Below are 20089 nucleotides of genomic sequence, written 5' to 3'. Positions count from 1 at the left end.
GGGCATGGAAGCGACGACCATCCGTTACGTCCGCGGCGATGCCACCGCGCCCCAGGCCAAGGGCGTGAAGGTGATCGCGCACGTCTGCAACGACCTCGGCGGCTGGGGCAAGGGGTTCGTGCTGGCGCTGTCCCGGCGCTGGCCGGAGCCGGAGGCCGCGTTCCGGCGCTGGCACCGGGAGCGCGCGGGCAACGACTTCGGGCTGGGTGCCGTCCAGCTGGTGCGGGTCGAACCGTACGTCTGGGTGGCGAACATGGTCGGCCAGCGCGGCATCCGGACGGCCCGGTCGACGGGCGTGCCGGTCCGGTACGAGGCGATCGACACCGCGCTGACGGCGCTGGCCGGGCAGGCGCTGGCGCTCGGCGCGTCCGTCCACATGCCGCGGATCGGCTGCGGTCTGGCGGGCGGGCGCTGGGAGCGGGTCGAGCCGCTGGTGACGGCCCGGCTGGTGGATCGGGGGGTGCCGGTGACGGTCTACGACCACGACTGACCGGCGGCCGGTCTCAGCCGGCGGCCGGCCAGGTGTACTCGTACTCCGGCAGCACATGGCCACCGGGGAAGACGCCCTCCCGCTGCGCCGTCCGGCGACCACCCTCGCGTTCGTAGAAGGCGACCGCCCGGGTGTTGGCACACAGGACCTCCAGGTAGAGGTCGGCGCCGGGGTGCCGCCGCGCGACGTGCGCGCGCGCCGTGTCCAGCAGGGCGCGGCCGATGCCGCCGCCGGTGCGGCCGGGCCGGACGTGCAGGTTGTCGAGCAGCACGCGGCCGTCCGGCTGCGGGACGAGATAGGCGAACCCGACGGCGGCACCGGCCTGTTCGGCGATCAGCAGCTCCGGGGTGTTGGCCGGTTCACCGTAGTCGACGGCCAGCCGCAACGACCAGACCTCGTGCCGCTCGGCGGGCAGCCCGTCGCCGAGCGCCTCCTCCGGGACGATGCCGGTGTACGCGGTACGCCAGCTGAGGCTGTGCAACTCGGCGACGGTCCCGGCATCGTGCGCGGTGCCCCGCCGGATCGTGGTGGCCGAGGCCGGGGAGCCCGTGGCGGCCGTCGCCCCGACGGCCGGAGTCGTCGTGGCGCGGTCATCGGATGCGGTCATGTGACGAGCCTCCCACACACCCCGGGTTGAACATGTTCAACGCTTACCTCTACAGTCGTGCCATGCTTTTGAACGCGTTCGAAATAAGCGGGGGCGAGGCGACGGCACCGGATGCGGAGGGGGCATCCGGTGCCGTACGCCACGACACCGGCTGGAACTGAGCGATCCGGCTAGGCTCGGATCCGTGGACGACCTGGCAGCGACGAACGGTACGGGCAGCACGAGCGCCGCGAACGGTACGCGTGGTGCGGACGGGACGCAGGTAGAGGCACCGGCGGCGCCCCCGGCGGCACCGCCCGCCGAATCGCGTGGCAGCCGTGCCCAGCCGAAGACCGACAAGAGCGAGCAGACCCGGGCGCTGATCCTGGAGACCGCCATGCGGCTCTTCCAGGAGCGCGGCTACGACAGGACCACCATGCGCGCCATCGCCGCCGAGGCCGGTGTCTCGGTCGGCAACGCCTACTACTACTTCTCGTCGAAGGAATTCCTCATCCAGGGGTTCTACGACCGGATGACGTACGAGCACGCCGCCGACGCCCGCCGACGGCTGGCCGGCACCAAGGACTTCACGGAGCGTCTGGAGATCGCCGTGAGCTCCTGGCTCGACTGCGCGGCGCCGTACCACGAGTTCGCCGCCCAGTTCTTCCGCACGGCGGCCGACCCGAACAGCGCGCTGAGCCCGTTCTCCAACGAGTCCCACCCGGCCAGGGCCACCGCCGTGGAGCTGTTCCGCGAGGTGCTGACCGGGTCGGAACTCGCCCCCAAGCTGGACGCCGAACTGGCCGAGCTGCTGCCCGACCTGCTCTGGCTCAACCTGATGATCGTCGTCCTCTACTGGGTCTTCGACCGCACCCCGGACACCGAGCGCACCCGCGAGTACGTCCGCCGCTCGACCCCGATGGTCGCCCGGATCATCAACCTCTCGCGCTACCGGGTGTTCCGCCCGATCGTCCGCGACGCCAAGGGCCTGATCCAGGACTTCATCCTCCCCACCATCGGGAAGACGGCCGCCAAGTAGGCCCGGAGCCACCATCAGGCGCCCGCTCCCGGAAAGGCGCCCGCTCCCGACGGGACCGGAGGCGGGAGCGGGATCCGGGCCACCGGGCCGGTCATGCCGACGGCCGGCCCGCCCGGCCGTCGGCGGTTGCCCGCACGACGGCCGCGGCGGACCGGCCGAAGCCCACCAGGGGTGCGCCGCTCAGAAATTGTCCGGGTTCCAGGCGGCCAGTGGGGTACGCAGCAGGAGGTCCGCGGCGGCGGCCGCGCCCGGGCGCAGCTCGGTGACCAGGCCCGCGGCGGCCAGCCTCGGGGCGGTCTCGCCGCCCAGGTAGAGCGAGCCGAGCGCGGAGGCGTCCAGCGCGAGGTCCGCCTCGTCGGAGGTGCGGGTGCAGCGGCCGGTGCCGTCGGCGGCGACCTCGATGGCCCAGCGCCCGGCCGTATAGCCGTCCCGGTCCTCGACCTCCAGCACGACCCGGCCCGGCGCGCCGTAGGTGCGGGCGTTGAAGGCGGCCTCGACGTCGAGCACCCGCAGCCAGGTGAAGTCGGCGTTGTCCACGTACGGGGTGGCGGCGCGCGGGTCGCTGAGCAGCAGCGGCAGCGGGTCGTCCACGCCGATGTTCTCCGCGACGACCTTGCGCACCCAGTCGACGGAGAGGACGAACCGCCACAGCTCGGCGGCGGCACCCCGGTCGAGGGCGAGGAAGTCGGCCACGGTGAGGGTGCAGTTCGGGTAGCTGCCGTCCCAGCTGTCGTCGACCCGGTAGACGACCAGGCCGGTGGCGGTGCCCTCGGCGTTCCGGTGGACGGCGGCGAAGGGCTCCTTCCAGTCGAAGCCGGGCACCTTGGTCTCGCCGGTCGTGCGCTTCCACCAGATGTCGTCACGGGCGATCGCGCCGGGCTGGGTGAGCCGCCAGCGGTCGTGCAGTTCGGGGCCGACCTTGCGCAGCTCCTCCATGCCGACGAAGTCGATCCGCCCGCCGGGGACGGTGGGCAGGCCCTCGCGCAGGCCGCGGGTGCGCAGCAGGTCGATGTTCCAGCCGTGGCCGCGGGTGGCCGGGCCGAAGCCGAACCGGCCGTAGATGTTGTACTCGGCCGCGATCAGGATGGCGACCGCCGAGCCGCGCTCGCGGGCCGCCGCCAGGTCGTGCGACATCATCCGGCTGAGCAGACCGCGCCGGCGATGGGTGGCGGACACGGTGACGGCGGTGACGGCGTCCGCCTGGACGGTGGCCCCGCCGGGAACGGTCAGCTCGACGTCGAAACTCCGGAACGTGGCGACGTGCCGGCCGTCGTCCACGGCCGCGAGCACCCGCCCCGGCTCGTACTGCAGCCGCCGGAAGTCGGCCGCGCTCTCCACGTGCGAGCGCATGAACCCCAGGGCGAGCGCCCGGTCCCACGCGGCGATCTCGTCCTCGGCGATCGCACGGATCTCGACGCCGCCCACGGTGTCGACGGTCTCCTTCAGCCGGCCACGGCCCGGGTCACGGGACTCGCCGTTCACTTCGTTGCCCATTGAGCCACCGTACGACCGGCCCGCGACGGCGGCATCTCATTTATTTCGGCACGGACCACCGGCCGCCACCACCGGAGATGACGCACCGCCACCTGGCGGCCGGAGGCCCGGCCCGCTACGGGCGGGCGTAGAAGTCCGGGGTGCCCATGATCCAGAGGCTGGCCTGCTTGACCGCCCGGCCGGGGCGGGGTGCCTCGATCATCTGGTCGTCGCCGATGTAGAGGCCGACGTGGTGGATGTCGGCGGCGCGGCCGGTGTCGGTCCAGAAGACGAGGTCGCCGGGGCGGAGCTGGGAGTAGCCGACCCGGCTGCTCTGGGCGTACTGGTCGGCGGCGAAGTGGTTGAGCTGCTTGCCGCCCTGGCGCCAGGCCATCATGGTCAGCCCGGAGCAGTCGTAGCCGTCGGGGCCCTCGCCGCCCCAGATGTAGGGCAGCCCGATCTTGGAGCGGGCGAAGGCGACGGCGGCGGACGCGGCCTCGGCCGACCACGGCCGGACGTCCGTGGACGGGGCGGCCTCCGGGAGCGGGGCCGCCTTGGAGGCTTTCACGTCCGCTGCTGCGGCGGCCGCGGCCGCGACGGCGACCTGCTCCGCGGCGGCCTCTTCGGCGGCGGCCTGCTCGGCGGCCGCGCGGGCGGCGGCCTCGGCCTCACGGGCGGCGATGACCTCCAGGGCCTCGCGCCGCTGCCGCTCCAGCTCGACCGTGGTGTTCCGGGTGGCGGCCAGTTCGGCGAGCAGTTGCTCGCGGCGCTGTCCGATGGCGCTGACCTCGGTCTGCTGGTCGGCCAGCCGGGTCTCGGCGCGTTCCCTGGCGGCGCCGACCTCGGCGGCGGCCTGCCCGGCGGCCTCGGCGGCGGCGCGGGCGGCGGCCGAGGCGCGGGCGGCGGAGGCGGCCGTGGAGGTCGCGGCGTCCAGGATCTGCCGGGTGCGGTCGCTGGCGACGCCGACCACCGCGGCGCGGTCCCCGGCCTCGCGCGGGCCGTGCGCGCCGAACAGGGCGTTGAGGGCGGAGAGCTCGGCGCCGGCGCCCTGGCGATACGTTTCGGCGGCCAGCTGGGCGGCGTCCTCGACGGCGGCGGCCCGCTCGGCCTCGGCGGCGGCGGCCCGCCCGGCGGCGGCGGCCTCCTCGGCGCGGGCTCTGGTGAGCGCGAGCTGTGCGCCGTTGTAGGCCTCGACGGCCTGTTCCGCGACCCGGCCGGCCCGTTCCAGCGCCGTCCTGGCGGCGGTGAGGCCGGCTTCGATGGTGCCGACCGAGTCGGCCCGGCGGTCGGCCTCGGCGCGGGAGCGGTCGATGTCCTCGGTGGACGGGTACGCCTCGTCGGCGTGGGCGCCGGCCGGGGCCGGCTCCGGGTCCGCCGGTGCCGCCGCCGCGGCGGGGAGCAGCCCCAGGAGGGCGGCGAGGGAGAACAGGAGGGTCGGCAGGAGCCTGCGCGCCACGGGACATCCTTCTCACTGGTCGGACGCCGCGCCGCCACCGGCCCCGACGGATCGAGCGGGACGAACGGGACGAGCGGGGGTCCGACGGGGCTGACGAGATCTGATCGGGTCTGACAAGGCCTGACAGGGTCTGAGCGGGCCCGGGAGACCGGCGATCCCCCGAAGAACATCTCATCGCGTGACAGGCCCATCACTCTTCGCATTATTCTCAGACCGCTCGGTCCGCCCCACCAGCCCTGCGCCGCCGGGCGGGTGACCGACCGACGGATCCGACTGAACGTCAACTTCGGCCGGGAGCACCGGGTGGACGGCCTACCGGTGGATCCGGGGGGTGTGCGTCCGCAGCCGGGGGTGGCGGTCGGGCCGGGGCTCCAGACCGGTCGGACGCAGCGCGTAGGTGCGGTTGCGGCCGGCCCGGACCGTCCGGCGGCGCTGCTCCGCCCGCCGCTGCTGGCCGAGTTCGTACGCGGATCGGGGGTCGGCCGGCGCGGCCTGCGGGTATCCCCCGGCCGGCGCGGCACCGGGCCCGGCGGCCGCCGCCGAGCGGCGGTCGGCGAGCCGGGCGGAGCGGCGGGCCAGCGAGCGGGCGGCGTGCGCGTCGAGGTGGGCGCTGGCCCGGGCGGCCATCCGCTCGGCCACCCGCTGGGCGGCGGGGTGGTGGGCCGGGACCTTGTCGGGGGCGCCGGCGATCAGGTCGAAGAGCCAGGTACGGGCCCGGTCGGCGCGCCCGTGCAGCAGTCGCTCGCGCCGGAGCGCACGCGCCCGGCGGCGGGGGCGCGTGGCGTAGCGCCAGCGTGCCCAGGGGCTGCTGGGGCGGGCCAGCCGGATCGCGCCGATCCAGGAGAGGCCGGGCACCATGATGCCGAGCAGCCCCGTCCACATCTTGCCCTTGAGCAGGGTGACCACCGAGACCAGCGCGTTCACCGAGATCACCGCGACCAGGCCCCACCTGGTCTCCTGGCTCGGCACCACACCGAGCGGCACGTACCCGGTGAGCAGCAGCGCGGTGAACAGGATGCCGAAGATCACCGCGTCCACCGACTTGCGGCCCTGCTCGCTCCAGTAGACGTCGTCCAGGTGCAGGATCAGCGCGAACTCGTCCAGCACCAGACCGCAACCGATGCCGAAGAGCAGCCCGAACAGGTCGATCCACGGGTGCCCGCCGTAGGTCGCGAACACCCCGACGCCGCCGACCAGCAGAAAGCCCAGACCGAACACCATGTGGTGGATGTGCAGGCCACCGGGGGTGACGTTGCCCGGCCACCAGCGCACCTGGGCCCGGATCATCCGCACGCTGACCCGGATGAAGACGAACGAGGTGATGAACCCGACCAGCAGCAGGAACAGCGGTTGCTTGTGCGCCGCGACGATGTGCGCGCGGTAGCCGTCCAGCAGTGTGGTCATGGGTCTTACCTTCGTTCCTGGTACTGCGTCCTGCCTGCCGCGACATGACCCGGGGGCCAACAGCGGTCCAACGCGCGGTCAGAAGCCCCGAGTGCGCTTGGCCGCCCGCCGTGGGACGGCCGGGTACAGCGACGGGCGCTCGGCGCCGCCCGGGAGCTTCATGAAGAGGCGGGCGACCTCGCCACCGAGGTTCACGCCGATCGCCAGCGCCATCGCGATCGCGGCGGCGCGGCTGACCGAGACCAGCCCGGCGCTGGCGTGGCCCTGGGCGAAGGAGAGCATGCCGAGGTAGAGCGCCGAACCGGGCATCAGCGGGCCGATCGCGGCGGTCACGTAGGGCAGCGCGGAGCCGTAGCGGTAACGGGCCATCAGCTGGCCGAAGAGGCCGACCAGGCCGGCCGCCACCCCGGTGGCGACGATCGGGGAGAGCCCCGCGTTGTAGGCCAGCACGCCGTAGCTGGCCCAGCCGATGCCGCTGTTCAGGGTGACCAGGGCGAGCGAGCGGCGGTCGGTCTGGAGCAGCATCGCGAAGGCGAGCGTCAGCACCAGCGCGGCGATCATCTGGACCGGCGGGTAGTTGACGCCGACCAGGCTCTCGTCCGGTTTGAGCTTCGCCTCGAAGCCGACGCCGAGGTAGAGGATCAGCATCACGCCGATGACGATGCCCGCGACCAGGTAGATCACTTCGAGCAGCCGGGCGGCGGCGGTGATGTAGAAGCCGGTCAGGCCGTCCTGGACGGCGGCGACCAGGGCCCGCCCGGGCAGCAGGGCGAAGAGCCCGCCGGTGATCACGACCGAGCCGCGCAGGCCCCAGTCGTTGAGCGACAGGATGATGCCGGAGGCGGCGGCGGGCATCGCGGCCAGCACGAACTGGTAGAACTCCGGCAGTCCGCGCCGGGCGACCAGCGAGGCCAGCCGGTCGCCGAGGACGGCGGCGATGAAGGCGCTGGCGAAGACCAGCCAGGCCTTGTCGTCGGCCCGCCCGCCGACCAGGAAGGTCGCCGCGCCGGCCAGCAGGCCGGAGTTCAGCGAGAGCAGCCAGGCCGGGTACGGGTGCCGGTTGCGGCGGATCAGGGCGAGTCGGCGGTACGCGTCGTTGACGGTGACCTTCTCCGCGGTGATGTCGGCGACCAGCTCGTACACGGCGTTGAGCCGGATGTAGTCGGAGGTGCGGCGGCGCACCACCCGGTCCGCGGTGACCGGGGGCTCGACCAGCGAGGGCTGGTGGGAGATGCCGATCAGGGTGAAGGTGACCTGCGGCTCGCAGCGGTCCAGCCGGTAGGCGTGGGCGATGCCGAGCATGGCCGCCTCGACGTCCTCGGCGGCCTCGCCGCTGGCCAGCAGCAGCTCGCCGATACGCAGCGTCAGGTCGAGGATGCGCGGCACGTTCCGGGCGGCGGAGGGGTGCAGTTCGCGGGGCGTCCGCTCGAAGGCCGGGCGCTCGGACATCGGGGTGCGCAGCAGGGTGCGCATCCGGTCCGGCCAGGGCGCCTCGCCGGGGGCGCCGGCCCGCAGGGTGGGGACGGCGATCCCGGTGGGCGGCGTGTAGCCGGCGGCCCGCCACTCCTCGGGGGTGAGGGTGTCCTCGGCGACCGAGCGCCGGCGGGGGCCGGTGGTGCCGGCCCCGGCGGCGGGCACGGGTGCGGGCTCCGCCTCGGCCTCGGGCGTGGGCTCCGGGGTCAGCAGCCCCTTGGTGGGCGGGGCCGGCGGGGCAAGCGGGATCACCGTGGCGGGCTCGACGGCCGGAGCCGGGTGGCCGAGCAGGCCCTCGGTGGGCGGCGCTTCGGAGGGGTGGACCGGCCGGACCGGCGGTGTCTGTCGCGCCTGCCGTGCCTGGCGTGCCGCCCTGCCGCCCCTGGCCCGCTTGCCTGCGCCCGGCCGGCCCCGCTTAGGCACTTCCCACTCCTTGCCGCCCCTGGTGGCGCCGGGCCACCCGGGCCGCCGTTCGATCTCCGCTTACACCTTGCCTGATCGAACTGCAGGACGCACATGTACGTCCCGGCGGGCGGCGGGGCGTACGGGCGCCTACCCGGCGCGGTGGCGGTCAGTGGAGGCCGTGCCGGAGCGGCGGGCGCGCAGCAGTTCGATGGCCACCGGGACCACCGAGAGCAGCACGATGCCGACCAGGATCGCCTCGATGTTGTCCCGGACGAAGGGAATCCGGCCGAGGAAGTAGCCGAGCACGGTGACGCCGCCGCCCCAGAGCACGCCGCCGACGAGGTTGAAGACGACGAAGGTGCGGTAGTTCATCCTGCTCACCCCGGCGACGATCGGGGTGAAGGTCCGCACGATCGGCACGAAGCGGGCCAGCACGATCGCCTTCGGCCCGTGCCGGTCGAAGAAGGCGGCCGCCTTCTCCACGTTCTCCTGCTTGAACAGCCGGGAGTCGGCGCGCCGGAACAGGCTCGGTCCGACCTTGCGGCCGAAGAGGTAGCCGACCTGGTCCCCGGCCACGGCGGCGGCCACGATCAGCGCGCAGACCAGCCAGAGCGGCTGGTGCAGGTAGGTGCCGCCGGCCACCAGGAGACCGGTGGTGAAGAGCAGGGAGTCACCGGGGAGGAAGAAGCCGATCAGCAGACCGGACTCGGCGAAGACGATGGCCAGGATGCCGAGCAGCCCGAAGGTGGAGATCAGGCTGGTCGGATCGAGCCAGGACGGGCCGAGGGCGAGGCTGGTCACAGGGCAGGCACTCCTGAGGTCGGGTCTTGGCAATGAAACAGTAAAGCACTGACCAAGAATCCTTGACTCAAGAGGGCCTGCGGGCGGTTCCCGTACCCGGTACCGGCGGGCCGCCGGTACCGGGTACGGGTGCGCCTCAGAGCCCGTAGCGCTCGACGATCTCCTCGTGGCGGCCGGTGTCCGCGCCCGCCGCCCTGGCCAGGTCGAGCCAGGAGAGCGGGTGCGGCCAGGAGCCGGTGAGCCGGTGGAGCAGGGCGTCGGCCTCGGCGGCCTGCGCGGTGGGCGGCACCGCGACGGCGGCGTAGATGCCGGGCAGCGACCCGTCGTCGTCCGCCGGGTCGGTGATGCTGTAGTGATCCCCGCTGTACGCCCACACCGCGTAGCCGGCCTGTCGCAGCTCCTCGCGGAGTTCGGCCCAGGCCTCGTCGCCGGGCCAGCCGCCGTCGATCCAGTAGGTGGTGTAGCCGGCCGGGTCGAGCAGCGTCAGCAGCTGGAACACCGGGCGCCAGCGCTCCTTCTCCTCCTCCGGGGCGTCGTCGGCGGGCGGCCGCTCCAGCAGGGCCGGGGCGAAGACCACCACGTCGCCGTGGTTGAACGTCAGGTCGTCGCCGAGCACCGGCAGGAGGCGGGCGGTGGCCGGGCCGGTGCGGACGGCCGGGAGGTCGGCGGTGGAGCCGTCGGTCCGCGGGGCCCGGACGGTGACCAGCTGCCACTCCTCGTCCACCGGGCCCTCGGGCTCGTCGAACTCGATGCCGATCAGGGCGCCGGTGGAACGGACGGCCGTCCAGTCCCGGTTGACGGTGGCCGCGGTGATCAGGTGCCAGAGGTCGGGCTCCTGGACGGTACGGTGCCGCTCCTCCGGCGGGGTGCCCTCGGCCGGCAGCGCGTGCTCCAGGATCTCCTGGTACAGCCGCTGCGCCGTCCCGTGGTCGCCGAGCTCGGTCGCCGCGGCGGCGGCCAGCCGGCGGGTGTTGATCCGGTCCGGGTGCGTGGCCAGGATCGCCTCGCACTGCTCCAGCACCTCGGCCCAGCGGCCCTCGGCGGCGGCCCAGCGGGCGCGGATCCAGTGCCCGTCGCCCGGGCTGGTCAGCGCCAGCCGGTCGGCCAGCCGGCGGACGCCCTCGCCGTCCCCGGCCTCGACCAGGGTGGCGCCGAGCATGCCGGTCAGCTCCTCGTTCTCCGGGTCGGCGTCGAGCCGCGCCCAGAGCAGGTCGGCGGCGGCCCGGGCGTGGCCGAGACCGCCCAGCACCGCGGCCAGGTTGATCGCCAGTGTGGTGGCGCCGGCCTGCTCACCCCGGTACCGGTCCAGGGCGACGGAGAGCAGGTCGGCGCCGGTCTCGTAGGGCACGCCCGCCTCGGCGAGGTGTGCCGCGAGCTCGGCCGGCGGGACGGGCAGCTCGGGTACCGGCAGCGCCTCGGCGGCGGCCCGCAGCGCGGCGACCTCCTCGGCGACACCCTCCGTGCGGCGCAGCCGGGTGAGCTTGCGCTCGCCGGTGGCGGCCAGGGTGAGCGCGACCGTCCGGGCGCCGCGCCGCACGGCCAGCCGCCCGGCGGCCAGCAGCAGGTCCACGCAGGGCCGGTGCGAGCCGGTGCCGTCGAGGTAGGCGACCCAGCCGGCCACGGCGGCGCCGAGTTCGGCGTCGTTCTCCCAGGCGCCGGCCTCGACCAGCAGCTCGACGGTCCTGGTCCAGGCCGACCGCAGGTCGGCGTGGCGCTCGGCGTCCGCGAGGGAGGGCAGCAGGGCGAGCGCCTCCTCGGTGCGGCCGAGGGAGGCCAGCGCGCGGGCCCGCAGCAGGGCGCCCCAGCGCCGGTCGCTGTCGTCGATCCCGCGGCCGCGGGCACGCTCGGCCTGCTCGGCGGTGTCCAGCAGGGCCAGCACGTCCTCGTGCCGGCCGAGCAGGTGCAGCGTGCCGGCCCGGGCGTGGTGGAAGTGCAGGGAGAGCCGCTGGCCGGCCGCCTGCATCCGGGTGGCGGCGCTGTCGAGGTGGCTGAGCGCCTCGGCCGGGCGGCCGTCGTCCTCCAGGGCGTCGGAGTACTCCCGGGAGAGGCAGTCGAAGCAGGCCCGGGCGGGCTCGATCCGCTCCAGCGTCTCGCCGAGCACGGCGAGCCGCTCGGGCACGTAGCCGGGGCCGTCGACCCGGGCGTGGCAGATCGCGAAGTCCTGCACCACACAGACCGACTGCGGGCAGCCGGCCGTCTCCTCGCGGTGCGCGAACTCCAGCAGGTCCACCGCCTCGGGCAGGGCCTGCTCGCCCTGGTGGCGCTTGTTCAGCAGGTTCTGCATCCGCCAGTGCCGCAGGTAGACCTCGACCCAGGGCAGGCCGAGTGCCCGGGCGGCCGCGACGGCCTCCGGGTAGACGGCGTCGAGCTGCTCGTTGCGCCCCTCGTTGGCATGGCCGGGGAGCTCGTAGATGGCGTCGGCCAGCCGCCGGTGTCCGGCCTCGGCCAGCTGCTGGTGGGTGTCGTGGACCCAGGCCCAGATGTCGGTGCTCATACCGCTTCCGTCTCCCCCTGCGGGTGGTGCGCTGTGCTGGTGGGCAGTGTGCCGCCCCCCACTGACAATCCGTTCGGCGCCATCGGTCAGGCCCCGTCCGCCAGGCCGTCCGGGCTGTCCGGGACGGCGGGCAGGCCCTCCGGCAGGGCGGCGGTGAGCGCGGAGACCGCGGTGCCGATGCCGGACAGGGCCGCGGTGAGGTCCCCGCCGGACGAGCCGGCCGAGGCCGCGGCCATGATCACCTTGAGCGAGCGGAGCAGCCCGGCCGCGGTGGCGCTGCCGGTGTGCCCGTCGCGGTAGGCGGTGAGCAGGTCCTGGACGGCGGGGCAGGCGAGGTTGAGGTAGAGCCGGGCCTTCACCTCGCCGTCGGTGCGCGCGGTGAACGCCCGGGCCAGCCGCAGCGCGGCCGACGGGATGCGGGCGTCGGCCTGGTCGTCCTCGATCCTGGCCTTCAGCTCGGCCTCGCGGTCCGGGACGAGGACCAGCGGCAGGCCGGGCGGGTCGAACCGGGCCGGGACGAGCTGCTCGCCCGGGTCCGCGAGGGCGCCGGACAGCCAGGCGGCCTCCTCCGCGGGCAGCGGGCGTTCCGGGTCGCGGAACAGCTCGCGGTTGCCGCTCTCGCTGCCGAGTTCGACGATCCGGCAGTCCCTCAGCTGGGCGTAACGGCGCAGGAACGGCAGTACGGCGTAGCGGTCGCCGCGCGCGATCGGCACCTGCATCGCCCGGTACAGCATCTCCTCGAAGCCGCCGCCGCTGCCGAGGGCGACGTGCACCGCTCCCCCGCCGGCCGCCCGCAGCGCGCCCGCGGTCAGGTCGCCCTGCGAGGTGGGCACCGGGACGTCGTCGGCGAGCAGGGTGAAGAGCCGGTCGTCGCAGAGTGCGGCCCCGAGCAGGTCCTGGCCGTGCCGGCTGAGGATGCGGCGCCAGACGGCGGGCCGCAGCCGGGCGGTCTCGTAGAGGCCGTCCACGATGGCGTCGGCGAGGGCCTGCTGGAGGGCGCGGTAGTGCCCGTCGCGCTGGAGGTCCTCGCGGCTGGCGGTGGGGGTGAGCCGGCCGGACTCGACCACGCCGCCGATGAACCCGGCCCAGCTGGGCAGCAGGTCACGGGCGTCCTCGGCGAGCAGCATGCCGCGCAGGTAGACGGCGAGGTCGCGGTTGTCGGTGCTGCCGTAGGTGCCGCCGTCCTGGACCCAGAGCAGGCCGACCGCGTCGGTGCCGTCCTCGGCCGCGTCCGGGGCCGGCTGCACCGGGAAGGCCGTCAGCGGTTCGAAGCGGCGGCCGAAGGCGGCGGCGAACCGCATCCGGGCGGCGTACTGGTCGCCGTCGGAAGGCCGGCGCCAGGGCACCCGGACGCCGTTGACGGGGTGTTCGTCGTCGCCCACGTAGACCGGGATCGGCAGCAGGACGCAGTACCGGCCGAGCACCTCGCGCAGCGCGTGCTCGTCGGCGAGGTGGGCGTGCTCGGCCTTGAGCGACAGCTCGACGACGGTGCCGGGCAGCGGCCGGGCGGCGACCCGTTCGACGCTGTACTGTTCGCCGCCGTGGCTGCGGTAGCGGTGGCCGAGGCCGGGCTCGCGGTGCGAGGTGGTGGTGACGACGACCTCGTCGGCCACCGAGAAGGCGGAGAGGAAGCCGAGGCCGAAGGCGCCGATGAGCTCCTGGTTGCCGGTGAGTTCGCGCAGCATCCGGGTGTAGCCGGTGCCGACGGTGGCGAGGTAGGCGTGGATCTCCGGTTCGGTGAGGCCGGCGCCGGTGTCCTCGATGCCGACGGTGCGCCGGTCGATGTCGCCGCGCACCCGGATCAGGGGCCGGTGGCCGCCGTCCGGGTCCTCCAGGAGGCGGCGGGTGTGCGAGTCGTGGGCGTTCTGGACGAGTTCGCGCAGGGCGACCAGCGGGGTGGAGTAGAGGTGGGTGGCGAGGACGTTCACCAGTCCGCCGAGATCGACCTCGGTCGTACGCAGATCCTCGGCGGGCACGCGGTCGGGCGGGAGACCTTCAGACATGGGTCCTCAGTGTGCCAGTGCGACTATCCGGCGACCATTTGTTTCTGAGGGGAGGTCGGGACTCGGTCAACCGGACGTTGACGGCGAGGTACCGCCCCCGGTACGCGCCTCAGGGCCGCACGCCGTCGGCCGCCTCCGACGGCCACCTCCGACGGCCGCCGCCTTCGGGCAGCCCGAGGACGGCCCGGACGACCCGCGGCAGGCAGTCGCCGAGGTCCGGACGGGCGCCGCACGGACGGTTCCGCACCCCGTCGTTGACCAGCGCGAACAGCGCGTGCACCCGGATCCGGGCCTCCACCGCGTCGCACTCCGGCCGCCCCGGACAGCGGCCTCGCGCAGGGCCCGGGCGGCCTCGCGCCGACCCTGGACAGCCGAAACTACCCGCGATTAACTTGTGGAGCGATCACCTGGCCCCGCCAGGCGTCAGCCGGGCACCACCGAAGGGAGCGCCACCGTGCGCCGCACCGTGTTCACCGAGGACCACGAGGCCTTCCGGGAGACCATCCGGGACTTCGTCGCCAACGAGGTCGTCCCCGTCTACGAGAGCTGGGAGGCCGAGGGCCACCCGCCGCGCGACTTCTACCGCAAGCTCGGCGACCTCGGCGTCTTCGGCATCGAGGTGCCGGAGGAGTACGGCGGTGCGGGCGAGAGCGGTTTCAAGTACCAGGCGGTGATCACCGAGGAGGTCGCCCGCGCGGGCGTGAGCTTCGGCTCGTCCGGCGTGCACACCGGCCTCGTGCTGCCGTACCTGCTGGAGTACGCCACCGAGGAGCAGAAGCGGCGCTGGCTGCCCGGCTTCGTCTCCGGCGACCTCATGACCGCGATCGCGATGACCGAGCCGGGCGCCGGCTCCGACCTCGCGGGCATCTCCACCACCGCCCGGCTCTCCGAGGACGGCACCCACTACGTCCTCAACGGCGCCAAGACCTTCATCACCGGCGGCGTGCTGGCCGACCTGGTCCTGGTGGTCTGCCGCACCGCCCCGTACGACCCGGAGAACCGCCGGGCCGGCCTCTCCATCCTCTGCGTGGACACCACGTCCGAGGGCTACACCGTCGGCCGCAAGCTGCAGAAGATCGGGCTGCGCACGTCGGACACCGCCGAGCTGGCGTTCAGCGACGTCAAGGTGCCGGTGGAGAACCTGCTCGGCGAGGAGGGCCGGGCCTTCTCGTACCTGACCCACAACCTGGTGCAGGAGCGGCTGGCGATCGCGGTCGGCGCGTACGCGGCCTCGGCGGCGGCGGTGCGGTTCACCGTCCAGTACGTCAAGGACCGCAAGGTCTTCGGCAAGGCGGTGGCCGAGTTCCAGAACACCAAGTTCTCGCTGGCCGACTGCGAGGCCCAGGTGATGGCCCAGCAGTCGATGGTGGACCGCGCGCTGGAGCTGTACCAGAACGGCGAGCTGACGGTCGCGGACGCGGCGGCGGCGAAGCTGTTCTGCACCGAGTCGGCCTCGACGCTGATCGACAAGTGCCTTCAGCTGCACGGCGGTTACGGCTACATCCTGGAGTACCCGATCGCCCGCCTCTACACCGACAACCGGGTGTTCCGGATCTACGGCGGCACGAGCGAGGTCATGCGCAGCATCATCGCCAAGTCGCTTGGTCTGTAGGTACGTTCGGACCGGCGGCGGGCCGCACCCCCATGGCGGCCCGCCGCTGCCGTCGCACGGGCCGCCATGGGGCCGCCTGGCCGCCCGGTCGGACGCGCGGCTCAACCGGGCGCGCTGCTCAGTCGGGTGAGCGACTCAGCCCGGGTGAACGGCTCAGTTGGGTGAACCGTGCTCGGCCCGCCAGGCCTCCCAGCCCGCCGAGGACGCCGCCTTCGCGCCGTGCAGCGCACGCTGCGCCAGCTCGACGGGCGGGGTCTCCAGCCGCTGCAGCCAGCTCCGGCCGGCCGTGGCCACCGCCGCGCACACCATCACCGCACCGGCCAGCCCCAGCACCGCCCCGACACCTGTGAGGATGGCACCGCCGGCCAGCAGCGGGCGGTTGACCTGGAATCCGCTGAAGAAACTCTCGTTCGCCATGCCTCCACCATGGAGGGTGTCGGCGGCCTCCGCACGCCGAGCGGCTCCGGGCGGCCCCGAGCGGCTCCGGGCGGCTCCGGGTGCGCGAGCGCACCGTGTCCGCGACGCTGGGCCGGAGGGCCCGCCGCGACGGGCGGCCCCCGCCCCGGACGCCCCGCCGGGCCGGCGCAGGAGGACACGCGATGGTCGATCTCGAACAGCTCGTCGTGGAGCACGCCGCCAAGGCCGCCGAGAGCCCGCACGGGCGCAGTGCCCATCTGGCGCTCCACGACGGCGTCCTGCGGCAGACCGTGATCGCGCTGACCGCCGGCACCGCGCTGGACGAACACAACGCGCCGACCGCGGCCAGCCTCCAGGTGCTGCGCGGCCGGGTGTCGCTGACCATCGCCGGCCGCCTGCAGGAGCTGTCGGCGGGCCAGCTGTACCCGATCCCGCAGGAGCGGCACGGGCTGCTGGCCCACGTCGACTCGGTGGTGCTGCTGACCGCCGTCACCGTGTAGCCGGTTTCGGCGCCTACCGCGCGGCCGGCTTCAGCACCGCGTCGCCGACCAGTCGCAGGCCGCGCAGGAAGTCCCGCCCGGTCGGCGCCTGTTCGGGCGCGGCCAGCCACTGGGCGGCCATCCCGGCCAGCAGCGCCTGGTAGAACATCCCGCGCGCGAGCTCCTCCTCGGTGTCGGGCACCTCGGGCAGGCCCTGGAACAGCGCCGCGAGCCCGAGTCGCCCCTCCTTCTGGCTGTCCGCGAGGGCCTTCTCCAGCTCCGGGGCGTGCCCGGTCTGCGCGATCGCCTCGAACTGGGCGGCCCACAGGCCCCGGTGCTCGGCGAAGGCCTTCTTCACGCCCTCCCAGACCGCGACGAAACGCTCCTCGGCGTCGCCCGAGACCTGGTCGGCGACGGCCACCACCTTGGCGAGCCCGCCGCCCCACTCCCCGACGGCCTCGATCAGCGCCGCGTTGAGCAGCGCCTCCTTCGACCCGAAGTGGTAGCCGATGGCCGCCAGGCTGACCCCGGAGGCGGAGGCGATGTCGCGGGCGGTGGTGCGGCCGTAGCCCTTCTCGTACAGGCAGCGCTTGGCCCCGGCCATCAGTTCTTCGCGGTTTCCCATGCCCCGATGCTACGGAAGGACTGGACGGATGTCTTGCACAATCGAGCAAGACAAATGTTTTAGACGTTTGTACTAGACGTTCGTCTGACACGCCCGTACTGTCTTCCCCATGACCGCAACCACCGGCCGCGCAGGCCGTCGCGAATGGATCGGCCTGGCCGTCCTCCTGTTGCCGACCCTCGTCCTGACCATGGACATGGGCGTGCTCTTCTTCGCCGTCCCGTACATCTCCACCACGCTGGCGCCGAGCGGCACCGAGCAGCTGTGGATCATGGACATGTACTCGTTCCTGCTGGCCGGGCTGCTGATCACGATGGGCTCGCTGGGCGACCGGATCGGCCGCCGCCGGCTGCTGATGATCGGCGCCGCCGGCTTCATCGGCGCCTCGCTGCTCGCCGCCCGCGCGGACGGCGCCGGACAGCTGATCGCCGCCCGCGCGCTGCTCGGCGTCGCCGGGGCCACCGTGATGCCCTCGACCCTCGCGCTGATCCGCACCATGTTCCACGACCCCGGGCAGCGGCAGCTCGCGCTCGGCGCCTGGGGCGGCGTCCTCACCGCCGGGGCCACCCTCGGCCCGGTCGTCGGCGGCCTGCTGCTGAACCACTTCTGGTGGGGCTCGGCCTTCCTGCCCGCCGTCCCGGTGATGGCGCTGGTCCTGCTCACCGGCCCCGCGCTGCTGCCCGAGTACCGCTCCCCGCAGGCCGGCCGCTTCGACCTGCCCGGCGCCGCGCTCTCGCTGGCCGCGATCCTGCCGCTCGTCTACGGCATCAAGACCCTCGCGGTGGACGGCTGGAGCCCGCTCCCCGCACTCGCCGTCCCGGCCGGGCTGCTGATCGGCGCCGCGTTCGTCCGGCGCCAGCGCACCGCCGCCAACCCACTGCTCGACCTGGGCCTGTTCCGGATCCGCGCCTTCAGCGGCGCGATCAGCGTCAACACGGTGGCGATGTTCGCGATGATGGGCTTCACCCTCTTCACCTCCCAGTACCTGCAACTGGTCAAGGGCATGAGCCCGTTGACGGCGTCGCTCTGGTCGCTCGTGCCCAGCGTGGGCGTCGGCGCGGCGGTCGGCGCGGGCGCCGCCCTCGCCGGGAAGGTCCGCCCGGCGGTCCTGATGGCGGGCGGTTTCCTGATCGGCGCGGCCGGCTTCGCCCTGATGACCCGGGTCGGCGCGGACTCCCCGCTCGCGCTCGTCCTCACCGCGGCGGGCATCCTGGCGGCCGGCACCGTCGGCACCATGACCCTGACCGCCGAGATGGTGGTCTCCGCCGCCCCGGTCGAGCGGGCCGGCGCCGCCTCCGCCACCTCCGAGACCGCCGTCGAACTCGGCAGTTCCCTCGGCATCGCCCTGCTCGGCGCGGCCGGCGCCGCCGTCTACCGCTCACACCTGGACGGCGCCCTCCCCGCGGGCCTGGACGGCGAAGCCGCCGGCGCCGCCCGGGACACCCTCGGCGGCGCCGTCACCGTCGCCGCCCACCTCCCCGGACAACTCGGCACGGACCTCCTCGGCACCGCCCGCGCCGCCTTCACCGACGGCCTGCACGTCGCCGCCGTCGTCGGCCTGGTCTTCGCCGTCGGCGCCGCCGCCCTCGCCTACCGCCTGATGAACCACCTCCCCGCCGCCCGCCCCACCGAGCCGGCCACCACCTGACCCCCGCCCTGCCCCGACCGGTCCGGCCCGCCCCCGCGCGTCATCAGGAGCCCCCGCCCGGGCCTCGGCCCGGGCGGGGGCTCTCGCGCCGCTCCCGGCCGAGGACGAGCGCGGCCATCCCGTCGAGGCAGAGCGCGCCTTCGAAGCCCTCGTCCTCCGCCTCATCGGCGATCCTGTTGAGCCAGGCATCCTCGGCAACGGTCTCGGCGGCGGTCTGGGGCACGGGCTTCTCCTGTCCGGCATGGCACGGAGTACGAGGCTGATGCCATGTCAACGGCTGGCGAGCACGGACGAATCCGGGCGCCCTGCGAAGCCGCGGGCGGTCCACCCGGGGGTGGAGGTGGCGGTGTCCGCCCCCGGGCGGGTGTGTTCCGGGCGGGGGTGCGGGAGCTTGGTGGGGTACCCGGATCCGGCGTCGAGCGTCAGGAGTGCCCCCCATGTCCCTGCCGAGCCTGCTCGCCCTTCTCGGCATCCTCTGCTGGGTGGGCTACGAGCTGCTGCTGCGCCGCCGCGAGGATGCCGCCGCCGGCACCTGGCGGGCGGACGGCCGCGACCGGGGTTCCACCCGGCTGCTGCTCTCCTGCTACGCCGCCTCGGCGGCCGTCGTGGTGCTCTTCGGCCGGGCGTCGATCGGCGAACTCCCCGGGTGGGCCCGCTGGTTCGGGGTGGCCCTGCTCGCCGCCGGGCTCGCCCTGCGGGCCTGGGGGATGCACACCCTCGGCCGCTACTACACCCGCACCCTGCGGACCGTCGACGCCCAGCGGGTCGTCCGGGAGGGCCCGTACCGGCTGATCCGGCACCCCGGCTACTGCGGCAGCCTGCTGGTCTGGACGGGCTACGCACTCGGCCTGGGCAGCTGGCCGGCGACGCTGATCGTCGCCGCGCTGCTGCTGGTCGCGTACACCTGGCGGATCGGCGCCGAGGAGCGGCTGCTGCTGACCGCGTTCGGCGACGAGTACGCGGCCTACCGGCGGGGCTCGAAGCGGCTGATCCCGTTCGTCTATTAGGACGGGCCCGGCGGGTCGCCGACGACTCGGGACAGGACGCGCACGTGGCCGCGGGTGCCGTCCGGCCGGGGGCGATCATGTGGTCCAGACCACTGCTCGGGATCCGCTTGAGCAACACCTGGTTTTTGACCAGCGTTTCCCAGCCGGTGTATACGTTCGTCGCCGCGGACAGGCATACTGGCGAGGTCGGGCGGTTTGCCCTGCTGAGACTCTAGACAAGAAGGGACCGGTGGCCAGGGATGCTGCGGAACGGTCTTGAGCCCTGGCACCTCCTCGTGGTGCTGGCTGTCGTTGTCCTGCTGTTCGGATCGAAGAAGCTGCCGGAGATGGCCCGCGGCCTCGGCAAGTCGATGCGCATCCTCAAGGCGGAGACCAAGGCTCTGCGCGAGGACGACGCCCCGGCCGACGCCGCCGCCGCTGCCGCCGCTCCGGGTACGGCGCAGAGCACCGCCGCCCCCCAGCCGCCGGCCGCCGAGCAGCCCCGCCCGGCCGCCGTCAACCCGACCACCGTGACCAAGGCCACCGAGACCACCCGGTCCGCGACCAGCGCCTGAGCACCCGGTCCTCCGAAGGCCCCCGGCTCCTTGGGTTCTAACGGTCCTCGCAACACCCGCGATCTGTGGGAGTTGCGAGGGCCGTGGCTGTTGGACGCGATGATCTTTCGGGTTTGAGGGAGC

19 protein-coding genes are annotated in these 20089 nt (G+C 74.0%); 7 read left to right on the top strand and 12 right to left on the bottom strand.

Annotated elements, in window-relative coordinates; translation table 11 throughout:
• The first annotated feature begins 4 nt into the window (after nucleotides 1-4).
• Nucleotides 5-490 carry a macro domain-containing protein gene (locus ACIP82_RS36770; protein ID WP_400659952.1) on the top strand — a complete coding sequence of 162 codons (486 nt, stop codon included), beginning with the start codon at nucleotides 5-7 and terminating at the stop codon, nucleotides 488-490.
• Nucleotides 491-503: 13 nt separating this feature from the next.
• Here the strand turns inward: ACIP82_RS36770 and ACIP82_RS36765 are convergent, their stop codons facing one another.
• Complete coding sequence (locus ACIP82_RS36765) at nucleotides 504-1097, bottom strand: GNAT family N-acetyltransferase (protein ID WP_363612451.1); 594 nt, start codon at nucleotides 1095-1097, stop codon at nucleotides 504-506.
• A gap of 184 nt (nucleotides 1098-1281) precedes the next feature.
• Between ACIP82_RS36765 and ACIP82_RS36760 the strand changes: the two genes are divergently transcribed.
• Nucleotides 1282-2115, top strand: coding sequence for a TetR family transcriptional regulator (locus ACIP82_RS36760; protein ID WP_400659950.1), 834 nt, complete (start codon nucleotides 1282-1284; stop codon nucleotides 2113-2115).
• 180 nt (nucleotides 2116-2295) lie between these two features.
• On the opposite strand, the gene ACIP82_RS36755 is transcribed toward ACIP82_RS36760, so the two are convergent.
• The 8 genes from ACIP82_RS36755 to ACIP82_RS36720 all read right to left on the bottom strand — a co-directional run bounded on the left by ACIP82_RS36755 (nucleotide 2296) and on the right by ACIP82_RS36720 (nucleotide 13922).
• On the bottom strand, nucleotides 2296-3609 hold the full coding sequence (locus tag ACIP82_RS36755; protein ID WP_400659947.1) for a GNAT family N-acetyltransferase: 1314 nt from the start codon (nucleotides 3607-3609) through the stop codon (nucleotides 2296-2298).
• Between the two features lie 115 nt (nucleotides 3610-3724).
• Nucleotides 3725-5044 (bottom strand): C40 family peptidase, encoded by a 1320-nt coding sequence (locus tag ACIP82_RS36750; RefSeq protein ID WP_400659945.1) that lies wholly within the window; start codon nucleotides 5042-5044, stop codon nucleotides 3725-3727.
• A 312-nt stretch (nucleotides 5045-5356) separates the two neighbouring features.
• Nucleotides 5357-6448: a hypothetical protein gene (locus ACIP82_RS36745; RefSeq protein WP_363612445.1), complete on the bottom strand. Its 1092-nt coding sequence runs from the start codon at nucleotides 6446-6448 to the stop codon at nucleotides 5357-5359.
• Nucleotides 6449-6526: 78 nt separating this feature from the next.
• Nucleotides 6527-8344 carry a threonine/serine exporter family protein gene (locus tag ACIP82_RS36740; protein WP_400659942.1) on the bottom strand — a complete coding sequence of 606 codons (1818 nt, stop codon included), beginning with the start codon at nucleotides 8342-8344 and terminating at the stop codon, nucleotides 6527-6529.
• 129 nt (nucleotides 8345-8473) lie between these two features.
• Complete coding sequence (locus ACIP82_RS36735) at nucleotides 8474-9127, bottom strand: DedA family protein (protein WP_400659939.1); 654 nt, start codon at nucleotides 9125-9127, stop codon at nucleotides 8474-8476.
• 136 nt (nucleotides 9128-9263) lie between these two features.
• Nucleotides 9264-11621, bottom strand: a complete 2358-nt coding sequence (locus ACIP82_RS36730; RefSeq protein WP_400659937.1) for a hypothetical protein — start codon at nucleotides 11619-11621, stop codon at nucleotides 9264-9266.
• Nucleotides 11622-11707: 86 nt separating this feature from the next.
• A complete protein-coding gene (locus ACIP82_RS36725) occupies nucleotides 11708-13624 on the bottom strand; it encodes an ATP-binding protein (protein WP_363612438.1) in 1917 nt (638 codons plus the stop codon).
• Nucleotides 13625-13733: 109 nt separating this feature from the next.
• Nucleotides 13734-13922, bottom strand: a complete 189-nt coding sequence (locus tag ACIP82_RS36720; protein ID WP_363612436.1) for a hypothetical protein — start codon at nucleotides 13920-13922, stop codon at nucleotides 13734-13736.
• Between the two features lie 156 nt (nucleotides 13923-14078).
• On the opposite strand from ACIP82_RS36720, the gene ACIP82_RS36715 reads away from it, so the two are divergent.
• Nucleotides 14079-15236, top strand: coding sequence for an acyl-CoA dehydrogenase family protein (locus ACIP82_RS36715; RefSeq protein ID WP_363612434.1), 1158 nt, complete (start codon nucleotides 14079-14081; stop codon nucleotides 15234-15236).
• 153 nt (nucleotides 15237-15389) lie between these two features.
• Here the strand turns inward: ACIP82_RS36715 and ACIP82_RS36710 are convergent, their stop codons facing one another.
• Nucleotides 15390-15653, bottom strand: coding sequence for a hypothetical protein (locus ACIP82_RS36710; RefSeq protein ID WP_363612433.1), 264 nt, complete (start codon nucleotides 15651-15653; stop codon nucleotides 15390-15392).
• 182 nt (nucleotides 15654-15835) lie between these two features.
• Here ACIP82_RS36710 and ACIP82_RS36705 point away from each other — a divergent pair, with 182 nt between their 5' ends.
• Nucleotides 15836-16153 carry a cupin gene (locus tag ACIP82_RS36705; RefSeq protein ID WP_363612431.1) on the top strand — a complete coding sequence of 106 codons (318 nt, stop codon included), beginning with the start codon at nucleotides 15836-15838 and terminating at the stop codon, nucleotides 16151-16153.
• 13 nt (nucleotides 16154-16166) lie between these two features.
• Here ACIP82_RS36705 and ACIP82_RS36700 read toward each other — a convergent pair whose 3' ends face one another.
• Nucleotides 16167-16757: a TetR/AcrR family transcriptional regulator gene (locus ACIP82_RS36700; RefSeq protein ID WP_400659933.1), complete on the bottom strand. Its 591-nt coding sequence runs from the start codon at nucleotides 16755-16757 to the stop codon at nucleotides 16167-16169.
• Nucleotides 16758-16866: 109 nt separating this feature from the next.
• On the opposite strand from ACIP82_RS36700, the gene ACIP82_RS36695 reads away from it, so the two are divergent.
• A complete protein-coding gene (locus ACIP82_RS36695) occupies nucleotides 16867-18405 on the top strand; it encodes an MFS transporter (RefSeq protein WP_400659930.1) in 1539 nt (512 codons plus the stop codon).
• 43 nt (nucleotides 18406-18448) lie between these two features.
• Here ACIP82_RS36695 and ACIP82_RS36690 read toward each other — a convergent pair whose 3' ends face one another.
• Nucleotides 18449-18628 carry a hypothetical protein gene (locus tag ACIP82_RS36690; RefSeq protein ID WP_400659927.1) on the bottom strand — a complete coding sequence of 60 codons (180 nt, stop codon included), beginning with the start codon at nucleotides 18626-18628 and terminating at the stop codon, nucleotides 18449-18451.
• Between the two features lie 214 nt (nucleotides 18629-18842).
• Between ACIP82_RS36690 and ACIP82_RS36685 the strand changes: the two genes are divergently transcribed.
• Both ACIP82_RS36685 and tatA read left to right on the top strand, forming a co-directional pair.
• Complete coding sequence (locus ACIP82_RS36685) at nucleotides 18843-19412, top strand: methyltransferase (RefSeq protein ID WP_400659925.1); 570 nt, start codon at nucleotides 18843-18845, stop codon at nucleotides 19410-19412.
• A gap of 239 nt (nucleotides 19413-19651) precedes the next feature.
• Nucleotides 19652-19966: a Sec-independent protein translocase subunit TatA gene (gene tatA / locus ACIP82_RS36680; protein WP_363612422.1), complete on the top strand. Its 315-nt coding sequence runs from the start codon at nucleotides 19652-19654 to the stop codon at nucleotides 19964-19966.
• The last annotated feature ends 123 nt before the right edge of the window (nucleotides 19967-20089 follow it).

The sequence above is a fragment of the Kitasatospora sp. NPDC088548 genome, assembly GCF_044753005.1.
In the GTDB taxonomy this organism is placed as follows: domain Bacteria; phylum Actinomycetota; class Actinomycetes; order Streptomycetales; family Streptomycetaceae; genus Kitasatospora.
The sequence above is the reverse complement of the archived record's forward strand: the minus strand, read 5'-3'. Positions and strand labels throughout refer to the sequence as shown.

Excerpts from the sequence above, each read along its gene's own strand:
- ACIP82_RS36695 (WP_400659930.1), top strand. The coding sequence starts at position 16,867 with ATGACCGCAACCACCGGCCGCGCAGGCCGTCGCGAATGGATCGGCCTG.
- ACIP82_RS36725 (WP_363612438.1), bottom strand. The coding sequence starts at position 13,624 with ATGTCTGAAGGTCTCCCGCCCGACCGCGTGCCCGCCGAGGATCTGCGT.
- ACIP82_RS36765 (WP_363612451.1), bottom strand. The coding sequence starts at position 1,097 with ATGACCGCATCCGATGACCGCGCCACGACGACTCCGGCCGTCGGGGCG.
- ACIP82_RS36705 (WP_363612431.1), top strand. The coding sequence starts at position 15,836 with ATGGTCGATCTCGAACAGCTCGTCGTGGAGCACGCCGCCAAGGCCGCC.
- ACIP82_RS36770 (WP_400659952.1), top strand. The coding sequence starts at position 5 with ATGGAAGCGACGACCATCCGTTACGTCCGCGGCGATGCCACCGCGCCC.
- ACIP82_RS36685 (WP_400659925.1), top strand. The coding sequence starts at position 18,843 with ATGTCCCTGCCGAGCCTGCTCGCCCTTCTCGGCATCCTCTGCTGGGTG.
- ACIP82_RS36710 (WP_363612433.1), bottom strand. The coding sequence starts at position 15,653 with ATGGCGAACGAGAGTTTCTTCAGCGGATTCCAGGTCAACCGCCCGCTG.
- tatA (WP_363612422.1), top strand. The coding sequence starts at position 19,652 with ATGCTGCGGAACGGTCTTGAGCCCTGGCACCTCCTCGTGGTGCTGGCT.
- ACIP82_RS36745 (WP_363612445.1), bottom strand. The coding sequence starts at position 6,448 with ATGACCACACTGCTGGACGGCTACCGCGCGCACATCGTCGCGGCGCAC.
- ACIP82_RS36730 (WP_400659937.1), bottom strand. The coding sequence starts at position 11,621 with ATGAGCACCGACATCTGGGCCTGGGTCCACGACACCCACCAGCAGCTG.
- ACIP82_RS36700 (WP_400659933.1), bottom strand. The coding sequence starts at position 16,757 with ATGGGAAACCGCGAAGAACTGATGGCCGGGGCCAAGCGCTGCCTGTAC.
- ACIP82_RS36755 (WP_400659947.1), bottom strand. The coding sequence starts at position 3,609 with ATGGGCAACGAAGTGAACGGCGAGTCCCGTGACCCGGGCCGTGGCCGG.